Below are 17,107 nucleotides of genomic sequence, written 5' to 3'. Positions count from 1 at the left end.
AAAAGCTACATATCTAAAATTGATTATTCATCGCCATGTTCATATCCTGCTTCCGAGGCCTCAGCATCTGCTTTCGTAACATGTACCGTACCAAACGGATGGTTAGGAGGAGCGTATATCGAATAAAGCTTGAGCGGCACATTCCCTGTATTTGTGAGGTTATGCCATGTTCCAGCAGGTACTACTATGGCATAATTTTCATAGACCCTTCTTTCGTAGTTTAAATTGCTTTTACTAGGGCCCATTTGAGCAAGTCCCTCACCCTGTTCAATATATAAAAATTGCTCAACATTTGGGTGTACTTCCAAACCAATATTATCACCAACATTAATACTCATTAAAGTAATCTGTAAGTTCTTTCCCGTCCACAAAGCCGTACGATACGTATCGTTTTGCTTTGTTGCATTTTCAAGATCGATGACAAGTGGCTGAGCTCCATAATCTTTAAATTCAATACTTCCACCATTGGAAAAACGAGAAGGTTCAGCGCTGTTCGCATACCCTACCTGATAAGGAAGTGTCCAATAAACTAGGTGATCTCCATAGTTATACATAGGCATGTTTCCGTAATAAGGAATGTAGTACATTTTCTCAATCCCCTCACACATTATAAGAACATCCTATGCAGCTTGCTAAGGAATTGTACTCCATTTAACATCATCGTTAGACATAACACTTTGAACTACTGATAGCTTTAAGGAGTCCACTTGTTACAACGGGTCTATACATCAAAATTCTCTTAATGAATTAACGATGCTCTTAAAGTAGTTATTCCGTTTTCTAAATATCCCTTTAAGCAAGTTAATGTATACACCCAGCCTTCTTTTTGTTCCATCATTTTTGCTATTACATCCGGGTTTTCTTCCTTAAATCCTGATTCAACTACTTTAATAACTGTATTTGAATCCTCCCCCGTAAGTGTAATTGTAACCATCGTTCCGTTCCCATGTTCTTCTCCCCAAGTAAACGCAATAGTCCTATTTATCTCGATATCAAGCACAGTAATAACAACCTCTGCTTTATACTCATCATATTTTAAAGTAAGCTTTTTTCCCTTTTCCCATCTCTCTGAACTACTTGAGAACCAAAAGCCCCCGATTTTATTTGGAGATACAATAGCTTCAAATACTTCACTTGCAGGCTTATGGATTTTTAATTTGGTAATTACGTCAGTATTCATTATTAATCATCATCCTTTTATCAAATTATACTCGGTACAAAAACATTTGCTGTAAGTAGTTAAACTCTTTCTAAAATTTCCCCATTTCCTTCTTTACTATTCCCACACAGTTCTTAATTCACCATATGTAAGGTTATATTTTGAAAATGTAGTGTAAAGAAAGTACGATTCTCCAAAATGAAGAATAGCACTTCGAGAGGTATGTTTAATACTAGCCTTGTAAACAATCTCTCCAATTCGATATTTCCCCTGATAAAGGACATACTATCAATTATAGATTTATCAAAAATGAACATTCCAAAAAGTATATAATTTGACTAGAACTTGATATAGTATGTATTTAGGAATAATCAATTTGTTTGGTGGTGTATATATGAAGAAGTTCAGTATGGATTTTTTAATGATTACGGTCGGAGCGTTGCTTTTTGCACTAGCTGTAAACTTATTTGTTATACCTAATGATTTAGGTGAAGGTGGCGTAACAGGTGTAACAATCATTGCTTATTATTTGTTCGGATGGTCGCCTAGTATTGTAAGCCTTGTGTTAAACGCAGCTTTATTAGCAGTTGGTTATAAATTTTTAAGTAGACAAACGACTATTTATACGATTATTGCAGTATCCCTTCATTCGCTCTTTTTACATTTAACAGAATCGTGGTCAATTTCTTCAAATGAAATTATCGTGAATACTATTTTTGGCGGAGTGTTCGCTGGAGTTGGCATAGGCTTAATTATAAGAGTTGGTGGAACAACAGCAGGTTCAACAATCTTAGCTAGAATGACCAATAAATATTTAGGCTGGAGTATTAGTTATGGTTTATTGTTTTTTGATTTAATCGTTGCTTTTTCATCTTATTTTATTATTGGGGCAGAAGCATTAATGCTTACTATTATTATGCTTTATGTCGGTACTAAGGTGATGGAGTTTGTTATTGAAGGTGTGAATCCAAAAAAAGCTGTTACAATCATTTCGAAAAAACCAGAAGAGATTGCCAGTCATGTAAATGGTTTTATGAATCGAGGCGTGACAGTCCTATCAGGTCATGGCTATTATACGAAGGAGCAAAAAGAAATTCTGTATATTGTCATTAGTAAACAAGAAGTTGTAAAACTGAAGAAAATCGTCAAAGAAATAGACAAGGATGCCTTTATTGCCATTCATGATGTACGAGATGTCTTTGGACATGGATTTATTGAATTATCAAAGGCTTAAAAGACAACTGAGAAAACACCTTTTGTTGAAAATGAGTTCAATCCCTTATCAACATTAAAGGTGTTTTTTAGCCATCCATACTTCACTGAACCCTTTATTCTCTAACCTGTAAGGAAGTTTCAATAATCGTATCTAAAAGTTGTGTATAAGACATTCCTGCCGAGGATGCGCTTTTTGGCAGTAAGCTATTTTTTGTCATTCCTGGCAATGTGTTTACCTCCATGACATATGGAATTCCATCCTTGAGCATCATATCAATTCTGGCATAAACACTACATTTTAATGCGTCATAACTGGCCTTTGCAGCGTTAGCAACTCGGTCATGTATGGCTGGCGGAAGTTCTACAACCTCCTCTATCGTTGCAGCATCTTCGTATTTCGCCTTGTAATCAAAAAATGTTGCTGTATGGCGAATCGAAATAATCGGTAAAAGCTTACCATCTATAATAGAACATGTTATTTCTTCACCCTTTATATATTTCTCAATAATGATCTCAGCATCCCCATTGAATACTTCCTCAACTGAAGTGAGTAAAGAATCTTTATCATAAACTATTTTTACCCCTACACTGGAGCCACCCGAATTAGGCTTTACTACTAACGGATATCCCATTTTGTCTAATTCATCCCACTTAAGCTCCTCAATATTCGAAAGATGAAGCCAATTTGGAGTTTCAATTCCTTCATAACGTAAGATTTTTTTCGATATATTTTTATCCATACAAATACCGCTAGATAGCATCCCACTTCCGGTATATGGAACACCCAACGTTTCTAGCACACCTTGAATCGTTCCATCTTCTCCAAATTTTCCGTGAAGCGCTAGCAAGGCTATATCGAGGTTTTTCACCTTTTCTATAAGCTCTTTTTTATCATGTAATTCAATTGGTACAACTTCATATTTACTCTTATCTAAATGAGCAATCATTTCTTCCCCTGTCATAATCGAGACCTGCTTTTCAGAGGAAACGCCCCCCATTATCACGCCAACCTTCATATTTTCAACTCCCCATTTCATTTTTCAAGGTATCTCCAATAATCTTAATACCACGCACAATATCCTCTTCTGTTAGCCGAGAAAATCCTAAGCGAAATGTGTTACTTCCTTCGCCATTGCTGTAAAAAACATCTCCAGGATAATAAACAACTCCCCTTTGATAGCACTTTTCCAATAATATACGTGCATTCATACATTCTTCTAGCTCAATAAAGAGATGCAATCCACCATCTCCTGTCATTCTCTTAAAGGGAATGTATTGATGGCATGCTTGACGGGCTAGTTCATATTTTTTCTTATATACGAACTTAGCCTTTTTTAAGTATTTTTCAAAATAGCCATCCTGTAAATATTGATAAAGGACAGCCTGATCCAGTGTCGATGTATGAATAGTACGGGCTCTTTTCATACTTTCCAGACAATTGATGAGCTCCTTATCTGCTAATATCCAACCAACACGTAAGCCAGGAAAAAGAATTTTAGAAAAGCTACTGATATAAATAACATTGTTGCCCTCACCGATAAAAGTCATTAACGGTGCTAAATGCGAACCTGAATAACGTAATTCTTCATTAAAGCCATCCTCTACAATTGGAATTTGATATTGTGAAAAAAGCTTAATAATTTCAGCTCTTTTTTCAGAGGATGTAACAATGCCTGTCGGGTTATGATAAGACGGGATTAAGTAGGCAAAATCAAATTCCTTTTCCGACAAGCTTCTCTCAACTTGTTCAATATCGATACCATCATCCTTCATGTCGATTCCGTGGATGTCAAATCCATGTAAGCGAAAAAGCTTTAATGCCGCATGATGAGTAGGATTTTCGCAAATAACACGTCCAGATTTTTTCGCTAAGGAAGATAATAAAATATCCAATCCCTCGGTAAAGCCATTCGTAATCAAAATATCCTTATTGGAAATATCTACGCCCTTCATTTCCATATAGTGAAGAAGGTACTCGATTAACGGTTTATAACCCTTTGCGTATCCGTAATTCAAAACGATATCTCCTTCAAGGGACATCCGAGTCAGAAAGGCTCTTTTAAAATTTTCAACATCAAAAAGCTTTTCTTCGGGGGCAACGCTATTAAAGGAAATCATGCCTTTTTCCCAGTGAATATCTTGCTTCATTAAATCTAATTCATCAGCTAATAAGGTAGCTTTATTAAGCCTTTCCTTCCATTTAAGCTCGATGGAAGGTGCTTTCAATGTTGCGACCTTCCCCACAAAGTTTCCTTTTCCTTTTATCGCATAGATAATGCCCTCTTGCTCTAAATCTGCATATGCATTCAGTACCGTATTTCTACTGACCAATAATAATTTACTTAGTTCACGGGTTGATGGAAGCTTCTGATGCTCCAGCAAGTGTCCCTTCATAATCTTTTCTTTCAAATAATTTTTTAACTGAATATAAACCGGACGATCATCGATAAGCTTAAAATCATTAAACATTTCCTTGACCCCCTTGCTTTATTTTTACATAACAACATTTAACCTAAAAGGTCCACGCCATATATATTTTTCTTTCAAAGTGGTTGCTCGAAGAAACAACATATAAATTAAATTCCTTATTGCAAACGTTGTGTTTATAATAAAAGAAAAACTCCCATTTTGAAAAAAATAAATCAAAATGGAAGTTATATTCATTCACAAAGTTATTTAAAGATAATTTTTTTATTATAATTACATTCAATCAAACTGAAGTTCCTCTGTATCGGGACACACTAGAGAAAAGACAATACCAACGATTAAGCAAATAAAGAACGTTGCTGCTTTGGCAGAGATAATCGCTTCAAGTGGTGAAAGTGACCAAGCGATAGCACTGATAAAACCAACAATAATTGTTGCAATCACACCTATTCCTGAAATACGTTTCCAGAAAAAGATTAATAGAATAATAACTGAAAACGTATTGCCAATGCCTGCCCATGCAAAGGACACAAGATTATAAATAACAGAGCCTGATTTTAGCGAAATAATAATACCGACAATACCACTGATAACCGCTACAAGACGTGAAAGGTGAACTAATTTTTTACTCGAGATATTCCAACGTAATGTTTTATGGATAATATCTTCACTAATGGACGTTGTGATTACTAATAATTGTGATGAAGCTGTTGACATAATGGCCGCTAAAATACCTGCAACGATAATACCTGCAACCCAAGGTGGTAAGATTTCAAATACCATATGAGGCAAAATCATCTCTGGATCCTCTATTGATCCTTGTTTGTATAAAGTTGAAGCGAAAATCGCTGATAAAAAGGCGCCAACATAAACAATCAGCGTCCATATAATGGCCATATTGCGACCTATAATTCGTTCTTTTTCCGTTGTGATAGCCATAAAACGAGAGCTCAATTGAGGTTGTCCCCCTAACCAGCCAAAAAACCAAGACAGATTGGTAAATAACATAGCTCCTAAAGCCAGTCCATTTAAGCCACCAACCCAACTATCTGCACCATTGCCCATATTTGCAAGCTCTGTCGAAACACTTAAGCCTTGATGCTGAATTTCCATGTAAGCTGCAATAGGCACAATGATGAATGATATAAGCATTAAAAAGCTTTGGATAGTATCTGTCCACACGACTGACATAAATCCTCCCATACAAGAGTAGGCAATTATTATTGCAGCAATAATAATTGTTCCCCATGTAATATTAAAGCCAGAAAATGAATAAATCGTTTTCCCCATACCTGAAAATTGAGCAGCCAAATAACAAACAAAGAATAACACAAGAACTGCCGAAGCTAACCAGCGAATTATATCTGCATGTTTAGGAAATTTGATAGCGATATAATCTGTTAAACTATTGACCTTATATTTTTGTTGCTCAATCATAAAGCGTTTTGACAAAAATAACCACGAAGCAATAACTCCTAATAGCATACCTGATAATATCCAAATACCTGATAATCCGACTACATAAATAAAGCCGATTGCCCCTAAAAACATATAAGCTGATTCGCCAGTAGCTCGCTCAGAAAAAGCCAGCGCCCAGCCAGGCAACTTATTCCCTCCTAGAAAGTAATCGTTATGTGACAAATCTTTCTTACTGAAATAAATCCCTATTCCAAGCATCGCAATTAAATATATAAATATCTCCACATAAACAATAGTATGCATGACTTTTCATTCCTCCACCTGATTAAAGTAAACAATACCAATTGGTTTTATCAGATAGTAGAGCGGAACTTATTGTTTGTCAATAGCTATACTTGCAAAGAAGAAGCAAAATATTTCGATATTTCCACAAATTTTAAAGCCCCTGGAGAAAGATGAATACTGTGTTTGTGCGCAATTCCGACATGTCTCACATACGATTTATAAATTTTTTTTCGGATTAGATTAGTTGGTGCATGAAGCAAAAGCGAATTTGGCACGATTGAAACTCCTAAATTTTCATTGACCATTGTCAAAATTACTTGATCGACAGACAGTTCATAAACAATATTAGGTTGAATTTTATGTTCGGATAAGATACGCGAAACATCACGGTCAATATTGAGCTTCGGCATAATCCAACGTTCATGTTGTAATTGCTCTAAATAAAGTTTTTCCTCATTCGCTAAAGGATGATCCTTAGCCATAATACAAACAAGTTCATCATCAAAAACAGCATCAAATACAAGTTTTTTCGAATTTGGCTGTACTAAAAAACCGATATCCACAACACCATTATGCAGCCAATCCTCAATTTGATCATAATCTCCCTCCATCAAGCGAATGCTTAAGTTAGGATGATGCTGTTCAAAGTACGCTAACACTTTTGGTAATAAAACGAGCGAAACACTAGGAAGAATTCCAACTGACAATGTGCCTCCAATGAGATTTTTTAAATTGGCCACTGCAGTCTCAAGCTGCTGCTGTTGCTGTAAAATTTTTGAGATATGCTCATAAACAATTTTTCCTTCACTTGTCAGAACGATATTGTTGCGATTGCGGATAATAAGAGATAACTCTAGTTCTGCTTCTAAATTACTGATGGTATGGCTAATAGAAGACTGTGTAAGATTTAGCTTCAATCCAGTTTCAGTGAAATTCCCTGTATCAATAAGCGTATGGAATGCGATATATTGTGCTAATGTCGCCATAGGTATTCAAACTCCTTTTATGATTTTTTTTCATATTCGATTATGTAAATATTCATTTGATTTATATTAACAGCCCACTCTATAATAAAAATAAATTCCTAGTAAATCAATAAGAAATGTTGAGAGGGGGCTACTAGTATGGCAGATGAAAAATTAATGATGAAAGCTTTATCCATGGATGTGATTACAGCAAAAATGTTTACTGAATTACATCTGTCTATTACTGAACAATATGGGGAGCATGGTCGTGAGTTAGTTCAAAAAGGATTAGAGGCCTTTAGTTTAAAGGATGCTGAAGCAATGGCGAAAAAAGCAACAGCAGAAGGTGAAAATCATACTTTCTTTGAATATCTACCTCAAAGTGTTGTAGGAGAAGAAAAATTTGCTAATTTAACAACGTATGCCCGCTTTTCAAAAATGTTTGCTCAAATCGCTAAACAAGTCGTTGATGAATATGGTGATCAAGGTGAACAAGTCATTATGCGCGCAGTCGAACGATTCGGTAACAAACGTGGTGAAGGCATTGCCCAACGAGCACGCACCAATGGTTTAGAAAATTCTGTAGAAAATTACTTAACAAATTATGATATGGGTCGCAGTGATTTATTTGAAATTGATACGATTTATAAGGAAAATGAAGTTGAACAAACATTTACAAGATGTCCATTTGGTCAACAGTGGGCAGATGACGATATGGATAACTACGGTATTCTTTATTGTAAAGTAATCGATCCATCAATAGCTAAAGGGTATAATGAAAATTTTGAAGTGGTACACGATCAATTTGTATTGCGTGAAGGTCAATGCCATTTCCAATTTCAAATGAAAGAGTGATTCTCATGATTAATGGCAATCGACTACTACAGCATCTTCATGAATTAAGTAAAATTGGACAAAATGAATCAACAGGTGGCATTAATCGTTTTTCTTTTACACTAGAGGAACAACAGGCAATTGCATTAATAACCTTGTATATGGAAGAGGCAGGTATGACGGTCACTGTTGATGCGGTTGGGAATATCATTGGCACATATGGTGAAGGAGACGAAGCCATTATGCTCGGCTCTCACATTGATACGGTACCAGAGGGTGGAAAATATGATGGTGCCTTAGGCGTACTGGCGGCAATCGAAGTTGTCCAAACCATTCATGAACAACAGCTTTTATCCACAAAAAAAATTCAGGTTGTCGTATTTAAGGATGAAGAAGGCACACGATTTGGCTTTGGTTTAATCGGCAGTAGTGCTATGGCAGGCCTTTTAACAGAACAACGATTACAACACACCGATGAAGCAGGTATTACCATTGGAGAAGCGATGAAAGAATTCCAATTATCACCTCTTCCTTTAATAAAAGCACAACGTAATGACATAAAAGCCTATTTAGAAATGCATATTGAGCAGGGCAAAGTATTAGAAAATGAAGGCTTACCTATTGGTATAGTGACGGGCATCGCAGCGCCCTTATGGTTAGAGGTGACAGTAACAGGAGTTAGTGAGCACGCTGGTGCAACACCCATGATGATTCGTCAGGATGCCCTAACCGCTGCAAGTGAAATGATTTTAGCCATTGAAAAAATATTAAATGCTACATCCGATTCTGTAGCTACTGTCGGAAAACTGAATGTATCACCAAATGGCTCAAATGTTATTCCTGGCAAAGTTACATTTACAATTGATCTTCGTGATATTGACGAACAAAAAATCAGCACCTTGGAAAATGCTATTTTACAACAACTTCAAAGAATTGCTGAGCACAGAAATGTAACACTATCATCGAAAGTGTTACAGCGTATCAAACCAGCAAAGATGGATGCCATGCTACAACAGCAACTAGCCGCCAGCATTGAAAAGCAGGGAATTCAACCTTATTCCTTAATAAGTGGTGCTGGGCATGACGCCATGAATATTGCAAAAATTGCACCAATCGGTATGTTATTTGTCCGCTCAAAAGATGGCATTAGTCATAACCCATTAGAATATAGTTCAGATGAGGATATTGTCATTGCCACAAATATTTTTTACGATACTGTAGTAGAGCTTGCTAAATAGCATACTATTATAATAGAAGAAAAATATAACAAGAAGCCATCCGTAACGTCATTTTCGGATGGCTTTTAAGCAAATTTCGAGTGTTTATTCTCTAAACCCTCCCTCCTTTGCTTTCATGATAATCATTTTAATAAACGGCTCTTTTTCTTTCGTATATGTCGCCACTTCCTCTAAACTCGGTACCCCTACTAGAATATCAATAATCGGTTTTGCTTCAAGTCCTTTATCGATGTACTTCCAATATGCTCAATACGATTAGCTTTATCGCCTAAAGCTTCTTTAATTCTGTTTTGTTCATCTGCATATTGTTGTTCCCAGTTTGAATTATACTCAGACAGTTGAACCCTAATTTTCCCCATCAGCTGACCACCTAATTAATTCTTTTAAATAAACCTACTAAAAATCCTTCCAAACCAAAATATTCGTCTTCATCAGACTTGGCTAACATTTTTCGTATTTCAATTTCTTCTAATGACTGAAAGATATCTCTTAGCTGATTTTTGGTATACCCTAATCCGCCTTCTAAGCTACGTTTAATATAAACTTCTTCATCTGTGATGGCAGAACCACCATATGCACCATGTTCCTCGAACGAACATAAAGCGAAGAATCCATTAGGTTTTAATAATTTGTGAATCAATTCAATATACGTCACACGACGATGAGGGGCTATGTGGTGAAAACAACCCGAATCATAAATAAAATCAAAGCTTTCTTCTTGAAAATTCAGTTCAAAAATATTAGTACAAATGAAATCCACATTTACGTCTGCTTCATCAACCCTTTTTTGCGCCCATTGCAATGCATGATCCGATATATCAACACCAACAACTGAGCAACCTTGCTTTGCTAAGTAAATGGCATTTCGACCTGCACCACAACCTAACTCTAAAACTTTATTTGGACGGATCATCTTTTTTTCTAAATAGCTTACTAAGTTCTCATCAGGTTTATTAATAAAAAAGGGGATTTTTTCAAATGTTTGATCATAAAATTCATTCCAAAACCCTTGCGGTTCACGTAATAAATTATCTAATACTCCTAACAATTGTTCATTTGATTTGATTAGCATTTTACGCCTCCCGTTTGCACCTATCGTATTTTCAAAAAAACCAAATATTCCATCTCTTTATTATAAAACAAAGTTGGACGATGCTGAAAATGAATCATTCTCAATTCATTAAAGGTATATTTATACATTTCTAAATTTACTATTATATTTATGGATATTTTCTCTAAATCAATTACACTAAACATAAGATACAGTGAAAAAACCGAAAGGAGTTGCAACATGGAAGAAATCTTAACGATTACAAATTTGACGAAAAGTTATGGTAGCAAGGAAATATTAAAAGGAATCGACTTGCACGTCTCGAGAGGTGAAATCATTGGCTATATCGGCCCGAACGGTGCTGGTAAAAGTACGACTGTCAAAATCATTTTAGGAATTGAAGGTGATTACGGTGGAGAAATTAAACTGTTCGGAGAAAATATCAGCAAAGACAGCCTTGAATATAAACGAAGAATTGGCTATGTACCGGAGATAGCAGACGTTTATGATAATTTAACGGGGTATGAGTATTTAACCTTCATCGGGCAGCTTTATGGTCTTGAATTAGAGGTTGCTGCAGATAAATCAAAATCCTTAATGGAATTGTTCGGTGTTGGAGAAGCGTATCATTCCAGAATATCTTCTTATTCAAAAGGGATGCGGCAAAAGCTATTAATTATCGCTAGCCTTATACATAATCCCGACTTGTTATTTTTAGATGAGCCAATCAATGGGTTAGATGCGAATAGTGTGATGATTTTCAAAGAAATTTTGACTCAACTGGCTGCTCAAGGAAAAACAATATTTTATTCCTCTCATATCATGGATGTTGTCGAAAAAATCAGTAGTCGTATCATCCTGTTGAATGATGGGAGAATTGCTGCCGACGGGACATTTGCCCAACTACAGGCAGACAATACTGAAGGAACTTTGGAAAGAATTTTCAACCAATTGACAGGCTTCCATGATCATCAGGAAATTGGCGAGAAATTCGTTTCTATTGTACAAGAGGTATGATCATGAAAGATTTCAAAATCCTACAATTGCTTGATAAAATTCAATTTATCTTTGTGAAAATGGGCGTCGATTACGACATCATGCGCAAGATCCTCCATATTAAACTAACAATGGATGAGCGCAAAGTACCGACAATATTTAACCAAGCATCAAATAAAAACAAAGAAGATCAAAAATACGGCTACATCAAATCTTTATGGATTTATGTTTTATTTGGGCTTATGTTAATTCCTTTTATGGGATTTGGTCAAAACTATCTTTTCCAGATGAGTATTGCATATGCCATGATTATTTTTATCATCACGACAACATTGATTTCTGATTTTTCTTCCGTACTTTTGGATGTACGGGACAGAAGCATTCTCTCAACCAAGCCTATCTCTGCTAGAACGATCAATGCAGCCAAGTTTATGCATATTTTCATCTACTTGACGTATTTAACGATTGCTTTTACTGCCATCTCCCTAGTCGTTGGCCTATTCAGCCAAGGAATTGTATTCTTTATTTTAACGTTGCTCTTACTAGTTTTAATTAATATTTTTATTGTCGTATTAACTGCTGTTTTATATATTGCTATTTTAAGATTCTTTGATGGAGAAAAGCTGAAAGATATCATCAATTATGTACAAATCGGCTTATCCTTAATGCTGATGATTGGCTATCAAGTTCTTATTAGATCCTTTGAATTCGTCAATTTCGATATGGTCGTAACATTTCATTGGTGGAGTGTTTTTCTCATTCCTATGTGGTTTGCCGCTCCTTATGAGTTACTGCTAAACGGTAACACCTCTTTATTTACGGTGATATTTAGTATTTTAGCTGTCGTCATGCCAATCATCTCGATATGGCTTTACCTAAAGCTAATTCCAACCTTTGAACGGAATCTACAAAAACTATTAAACACAAGCAAATCGAAAAAAGAAAAGAACAATCGACTTAAGACGCTTTTGTTAACAATCATTTGTAGAACGAATGAAGAAAGAGCTTTTTACCGCTTCGCCTCCCTTATGATGAAGCAGGAGCGAGAGTTTAAACTAAAAGTATATCCATCTTTAGGGTTTTCCTTTGTCATTCCATTTATTTTTATGTTTTCTTTTTCAAGGTACGAAGCTATTGATTATTCCGTTAGCATGGGCTATTTAAATATTTATTTCAGCATGCTAATTATTCCGACAGCTGTGCTTTTGCTCGGGCATTCAGGAAAATATAAAGCAGCTTGGATCTATAAAGTCTTTCCAATGAAAGATTATACAAACTTAAAAAAAGGTAGCTTAAAAGCTTTTTTGATTAAGTTGTATATTCCATTGTATATTGTTCTGAGCATCATTTTCTGCTTCATTTATGGTACGAGAATTATCCCAGATTTACTGGCGGTTTTAGTAGCAAGCTGCATGTACACAGTCATTTGTTACCTCGGAATGGGAAGCAAGATTCCTTTCACAAAGCCTTATAATGAAGTTGGCGATGCCCAGAGTTGGAAAACGTTTATATTGCTTCTCCCTTTAGGTGTTCTAGCGGGACTGCATTACGTCATGGTAGCTCATATTTCTTATGGTGCAATCATCTACTTACTCGTGCTTGTCTTCACAAATTTTATACTATGGAAACTTGCGTTTAAGCATACAAAAACGGCATGATAGGCTCATGCCGTTTTTCTTCTGAGAACTTTTTCAAAAAAATTTTTAAAATGCTTTTCTCTCATATATACGAATAGAAAGTAGCCACGATCCAATATACAATATAACAATTGTAAAGATAGCTATTAAATACATTTGCGTTTCTTGTAAAGTCATGAACTTTTGTATTAACGCTCTTAATTTATCATTAAAATCAGGAATAAAGGTATTAATTATTAACATATAGATACCAAATAAAGCACCTGAAGCAATCATAAAAAATTGCGATTTAAATTTATATGCAATTGGTAACAAAAATGAAATAGCGATCATAACAAGACCAAAAATAAGCAACATTTCCTTCCATATAAACAACACTTCTTTTCCATTCAAGAGGAAATTACCGACATAAACAATGAATATAAATATTGTTGCAAATATTAGTGAACCTATATATTTTGAACTGACAATTTCCTTTCTCGTATACGGTAGCGAATTAAGCAGAATGTTCGCGTTATCTTTTTCATCATAAGAAAAAGCACTCATTATAAATACTACACTATAAACAAATCCTATTAATATTAGGGATGAAATATCTGCCACTAAATAAAGTATGATAGTTGCAATGTAAAATAGAATCAATTTCTTTTGTATTAAAATATCCTTAAGTACAAGGTTAAACATACAGTTACCATCCTTTCTTCGTATAATACATAATATCTTCAAGCGTTGGTTTTTCCACAATAACAGAGTCCCCAAATATGTTTGCCACACGATTTTTATCAGCTGTTAATGCTTCAAAGCCTGTATTCGTTTTTCTGATTGAAATAAACTCTTGTTCCGTTTCTTTATCCAATAAATCTAACTTCCCTTTAACAATGGCATATTCCTCTTCAATTTTATAAAACTCTTTCGTAAAAATATGTTCTCCTTTATGAATAAAGGTAATATAATCTGCAATACGATCTAAATCTGTTGTAATATGTGTCGAAAAGAAAATTGTTTTTTCCCCATCCTGCATTAACTCATGTAAAATGTTTAGTAACTCTCTACGAAATATCGGATCGAGCCCAGCAGTCGGCTCATCCATAATAATTAGTTCTGCATGATGAGCTAGAGCAATAGCTAACGAAGCTTTCATCTTCATTCCCTTCGAAAAAGTCTTCATATTTTTATTTAATGGTAGTTCGAATTTTTCAACATAATATTGAAAAGTGTTATCATCCCAGTTTTTATAGGCTGGTTTAATAATCTTTTTCATATCCTTTAACGTAACATTTTCATAAAAGACATTTTCATCATAGACAAACCCAATACGTTCTTTTATTTCTTTTTCATGTCCCTTATATTTCATACCAAATAATGAAACAGTACCACTATCTTGTTGTAATAAGTTCATAATCAACTTGATCGTTGTTGATTTACCTGCACCATTTCCCCCAATAAATCCAGTTACATAGCCCTTTTTAACGTTAATAGAAAAATCTTTTACCTGAAATCCTTTAAAAGATTTATGAATATTCTGTAATTCAATAACATTTTCCATCATCCATCCTCCGTATACAATAATGTAAGGCATTTTATTGAGTATCCGTTTCTTTCGCGAAATGAACGAACTTATTCCAACAAATATAATAAGTCCGTATTTCTCGAAATTCCCACAAAAACAATGTGTATATACTCTATATACAATATATACATATCGGATTTATTTTGCAAGTAATAAATTATTATTGAGCTCAAAAAAAACATGAGACTGTTAAATCACAATCTCATGTTTTCAATTCTGAGTTATTTAGTTGATAAAGCTGCCACTGATGACCTTCATTAGCTAGGAAACTATTTAATCGGAGCATTATTAATTGTTGATAATACTTCATTCACTTCGAAGATTTTCCCACGAATATTGGTAATACCGAAACTTGTTAATCGTTCTGAATGCATAGCTAAATATTTTTCAGCATCTGTTTTGGTTTCAAATAAATAGATCCCGCCAGATTCTTTATCCGCGGCATTCTCAGTCCAAATCTTCCAAATCATACCCGGCTCTTCGTTAATACTTTTTGCTAAATCAACGAATGCCATAGACATTTCTTCGCCGAATGGGCCGTCCATTGTAAAATCAACCTGTAATAAATATTTCATGATTAAAACTCCCTTATTGATTTTTTATAACAATTAGTTTTATACAAAAATGACTTTTTTATTTATTTACAAAATAAGTTTCACCAAGTATTTCTTTCGCATCATAATCAGTTGGTGAAAGCTCGTTCTCCACAAATTTGTGAATGTCCTTTTGCTCAATATCATACATAACTTCAATCTCTTTCGAAAAAAGAAGCTTTTCTTTCTCAAGTAAACTAAAAAGTGCTGGTTGTGATTTTGGCTGTAGTTCATCTAAATGAAGAACTTGTTTTAGCCCAGCAATATAGGATTCTAACGTTCGGCTACCGACAATTTTCACACCTTTATTTTCTTCGTTCAACATGATAATCGTTGGAAATCCTCTAACGCCTAGTTTTGAAGCTAGCTCAAAATCTTCATTTAATAATTGCTGTCCAATCGAAAGTTCAGCTTCTTTTACAACTTTTTCTCCATTAAGACCAAGATTATTCACGATTTCAATTAATACCGATTTCTCTGCAATATTTTGATTAAATACGAATACAGCTTCTCTTGCACGGCGCAAAAACACATTTGCTAAATCCCCACCTTGCTTTTGAATCACTTTAAAGACTCTAGAAGGAGGATAAGATGATTGAATGGGATTTTCAAACCAAAGCGTACCATCAATCGGCATACGACTATGATCGCCAACCTCTCGCCAGTGTCCAGCCACATCTGATGGACTTGATATACCATTAGATACATCAGCAAAGCCATTCCATTTTTCTAGCAAACCACCCATTAAAGTATGGAAATTGACATAATGACCATACTGCTCTACAAAACGACGAAGAACTGGCTCTAAAGCCCAACAATGCGAGCAGATTGGATCTGTCACATAATATAAATCAATCGATTTCCTTTTTTGATTGAAATCAACCACCTGCATTTCGTTATCTTCTGAAACACCACATACACCAGTTTCTAAATCGCAAATTAAATTATTATTATTCGTCACAATACTCACCACTTTCATTTTAATATCAATAATTTTAAAAATTAATTTCTAATTGTTCTTAAAGCACCGGACCATGCTACGACTTGATTTAACATAGATTGAACTGTCTCTTGATGAAACGCTGCTGGTTTGAATACTCTCATCTCCTCAAAATCAGTAAAGAGATTCAGTGATGGCTGTGTTCCTACAGTTGCAATTTGTGGAACTGTTAGAATCAACCTTAATTGTTGAGCTGCAGTAACGCCTCCAGAAGAACCATAGCTTACAATACCCGCTGCTTTATTATTCCATTCTACATACAGATAATCGATAGCATCTTTTAATCCAGATGTAATGCCTCTGTTATATTCGGGAGTGATAAATACAAACCCATCAAATTCGCTAATTTTTTTAGACCAAGCTTTCGCTTCAGGAGTTTGATAATCTTGCGACATAATAGCAGGGATAGATTCATTGTATCTCGGCAGATTGTAATCCTTAATGTCAACCAACTCAAATTTAGCATCTGTCATTTTAGAGGCGATCGATTTCACCCACTCTGCCACTTGTAAATTCACTCTTGCCTCTCTTGTACTCCCAGTAACAATACCGATATTAATCATAATTAATCCTCCTTAAGAAACATTGCTTTATCATTTATAAATAAGCATATTTGCTTTATAATCGTATTTTAGTAAATACTGAAGATCATCTGTACCAATAGTTCTTTAGATTTGTCGTATATACAACACATCAAAGAAATTGTTTAAAAAGTAGG

Annotated in this window: 18 protein-coding genes; 5 read left to right on the top strand and 13 right to left on the bottom strand. The window is 34.9% G+C overall.

Annotated elements, in window-relative coordinates; all coding sequences use genetic code 11:
* Positions 1-23: 23 nt before the first annotated feature.
* Together ACVYAD_RS09795 and ACVYAD_RS09790 are read right to left on the bottom strand one after the other, a co-directional pair.
* A complete protein-coding gene (locus tag ACVYAD_RS09795; protein ID WP_476426126.1) occupies positions 24-587 on the bottom strand; it encodes a cupin domain-containing protein in 564 nt (187 codons plus the stop codon).
* A 152-nt stretch (positions 588-739) separates the two neighbouring features.
* The gene (locus ACVYAD_RS09790) at positions 740-1,180 is read right to left on the bottom strand and encodes an SRPBCC domain-containing protein (protein WP_349659465.1); all 441 of its coding nucleotides are present in this window, start codon (positions 1,178-1,180) and stop codon (positions 740-742) included.
* Positions 1,181-1,553: 373 nt separating this feature from the next.
* Here ACVYAD_RS09790 and ACVYAD_RS09785 point away from each other — a divergent pair, with 373 nt between their 5' ends.
* On the top strand, positions 1,554-2,393 hold the full coding sequence (locus tag ACVYAD_RS09785) for a YitT family protein (RefSeq protein WP_349659466.1): 840 nt from the start codon (positions 1,554-1,556) through the stop codon (positions 2,391-2,393).
* 94 nt (positions 2,394-2,487) lie between these two features.
* Here ACVYAD_RS09785 and ACVYAD_RS09780 read toward each other — a convergent pair whose 3' ends face one another.
* From ACVYAD_RS09780 to ACVYAD_RS09765, 4 genes are all read right to left on the bottom strand, one after another.
* A complete protein-coding gene (locus ACVYAD_RS09780) occupies positions 2,488-3,390 on the bottom strand; it encodes a D-alanine--D-alanine ligase (protein WP_476426123.1) in 903 nt (300 codons plus the stop codon).
* Positions 3,391-3,394: 4 nt separating this feature from the next.
* Positions 3,395-4,843, bottom strand: coding sequence for a MocR-like pyridoxine biosynthesis transcription factor PdxR (pdxR, locus tag ACVYAD_RS09775; RefSeq protein WP_476426121.1), 1,449 nt, complete (start codon positions 4,841-4,843; stop codon positions 3,395-3,397).
* Positions 4,844-5,080: 237 nt separating this feature from the next.
* On the bottom strand, positions 5,081-6,523 hold the full coding sequence (locus ACVYAD_RS09770; protein ID WP_476426120.1) for a sodium/proline symporter: 1,443 nt from the start codon (positions 6,521-6,523) through the stop codon (positions 5,081-5,083).
* Between the two features lie 86 nt (positions 6,524-6,609).
* A complete protein-coding gene (locus ACVYAD_RS09765; protein WP_476426119.1) occupies positions 6,610-7,491 on the bottom strand; it encodes a LysR family transcriptional regulator in 882 nt (293 codons plus the stop codon).
* Positions 7,492-7,629: 138 nt separating this feature from the next.
* On the opposite strand from ACVYAD_RS09765, the gene ACVYAD_RS09760 reads away from it, so the two are divergent.
* Together ACVYAD_RS09760 and ACVYAD_RS09755 are read left to right on the top strand one after the other, a co-directional pair.
* Entirely contained in the window at positions 7,630-8,325 is a 696-nt protein-coding gene (locus tag ACVYAD_RS09760; RefSeq protein ID WP_476426117.1) for an L-2-amino-thiazoline-4-carboxylic acid hydrolase, read from the top strand.
* A 5-nt stretch (positions 8,326-8,330) separates the two neighbouring features.
* Entirely contained in the window at positions 8,331-9,542 is a 1,212-nt protein-coding gene (locus ACVYAD_RS09755) for a hydantoinase/carbamoylase family amidase (protein WP_476426116.1), read from the top strand.
* 188 nt (positions 9,543-9,730) lie between these two features.
* On the opposite strand, the gene ACVYAD_RS09750 is transcribed toward ACVYAD_RS09755, so the two are convergent.
* The gene (locus tag ACVYAD_RS09750; protein ID WP_476426114.1) at positions 9,731-9,901 is read right to left on the bottom strand and encodes a GrpB family protein; all 171 of its coding nucleotides are present in this window, start codon (positions 9,899-9,901) and stop codon (positions 9,731-9,733) included.
* Positions 9,902-9,912: 11 nt separating this feature from the next.
* Positions 9,913-10,614, bottom strand: coding sequence for a class I SAM-dependent methyltransferase (locus ACVYAD_RS09745; RefSeq protein ID WP_476426112.1), 702 nt, complete (start codon positions 10,612-10,614; stop codon positions 9,913-9,915).
* Between the two features lie 219 nt (positions 10,615-10,833).
* Here ACVYAD_RS09745 and ACVYAD_RS09740 point away from each other — a divergent pair, with 219 nt between their 5' ends.
* Together ACVYAD_RS09740 and ACVYAD_RS09735 are read left to right on the top strand one after the other, a co-directional pair.
* The gene (locus tag ACVYAD_RS09740; protein ID WP_476426110.1) at positions 10,834-11,610 is read left to right on the top strand and encodes an ABC transporter ATP-binding protein; all 777 of its coding nucleotides are present in this window, start codon (positions 10,834-10,836) and stop codon (positions 11,608-11,610) included.
* A 2-nt stretch (positions 11,611-11,612) separates the two neighbouring features.
* Positions 11,613-13,247 (top strand): hypothetical protein, encoded by a 1,635-nt coding sequence (locus ACVYAD_RS09735; protein ID WP_476426109.1) that lies wholly within the window; start codon positions 11,613-11,615, stop codon positions 13,245-13,247.
* Between the two features lie 45 nt (positions 13,248-13,292).
* On the opposite strand, the gene ACVYAD_RS09730 is transcribed toward ACVYAD_RS09735, so the two are convergent.
* The 5 genes from ACVYAD_RS09730 to ACVYAD_RS09710 all read right to left on the bottom strand — a co-directional run bounded on the left by ACVYAD_RS09730 (position 13,293) and on the right by ACVYAD_RS09710 (position 16,952).
* On the bottom strand, positions 13,293-13,910 hold the full coding sequence (locus ACVYAD_RS09730) for an ABC-2 transporter permease (RefSeq protein ID WP_476426107.1): 618 nt from the start codon (positions 13,908-13,910) through the stop codon (positions 13,293-13,295).
* 4 nt (positions 13,911-13,914) lie between these two features.
* Entirely contained in the window at positions 13,915-14,772 is an 858-nt protein-coding gene (locus ACVYAD_RS09725) for an ABC transporter ATP-binding protein (RefSeq protein ID WP_476426106.1), read from the bottom strand.
* Positions 14,773-15,065: 293 nt separating this feature from the next.
* Complete coding sequence (locus ACVYAD_RS09720) at positions 15,066-15,371, bottom strand: monooxygenase (protein WP_476426104.1); 306 nt, start codon at positions 15,369-15,371, stop codon at positions 15,066-15,068.
* A 58-nt stretch (positions 15,372-15,429) separates the two neighbouring features.
* On the bottom strand, positions 15,430-16,368 hold the full coding sequence (locus tag ACVYAD_RS09715) for a DsbA family protein (protein WP_476426102.1): 939 nt from the start codon (positions 16,366-16,368) through the stop codon (positions 15,430-15,432).
* A gap of 23 nt (positions 16,369-16,391) precedes the next feature.
* Complete coding sequence (locus ACVYAD_RS09710) at positions 16,392-16,952, bottom strand: NADPH-dependent FMN reductase (protein ID WP_476426100.1); 561 nt, start codon at positions 16,950-16,952, stop codon at positions 16,392-16,394.
* Between the last annotated feature and the right edge of the window lie 155 nt (positions 16,953-17,107).

The organism is Lysinibacillus sp. G1-3 (genome assembly GCF_056322905.1).
Note: the sequence above shows the minus strand (reverse complement) of the source record. Positions and strands in the feature narration are given on the sequence as shown.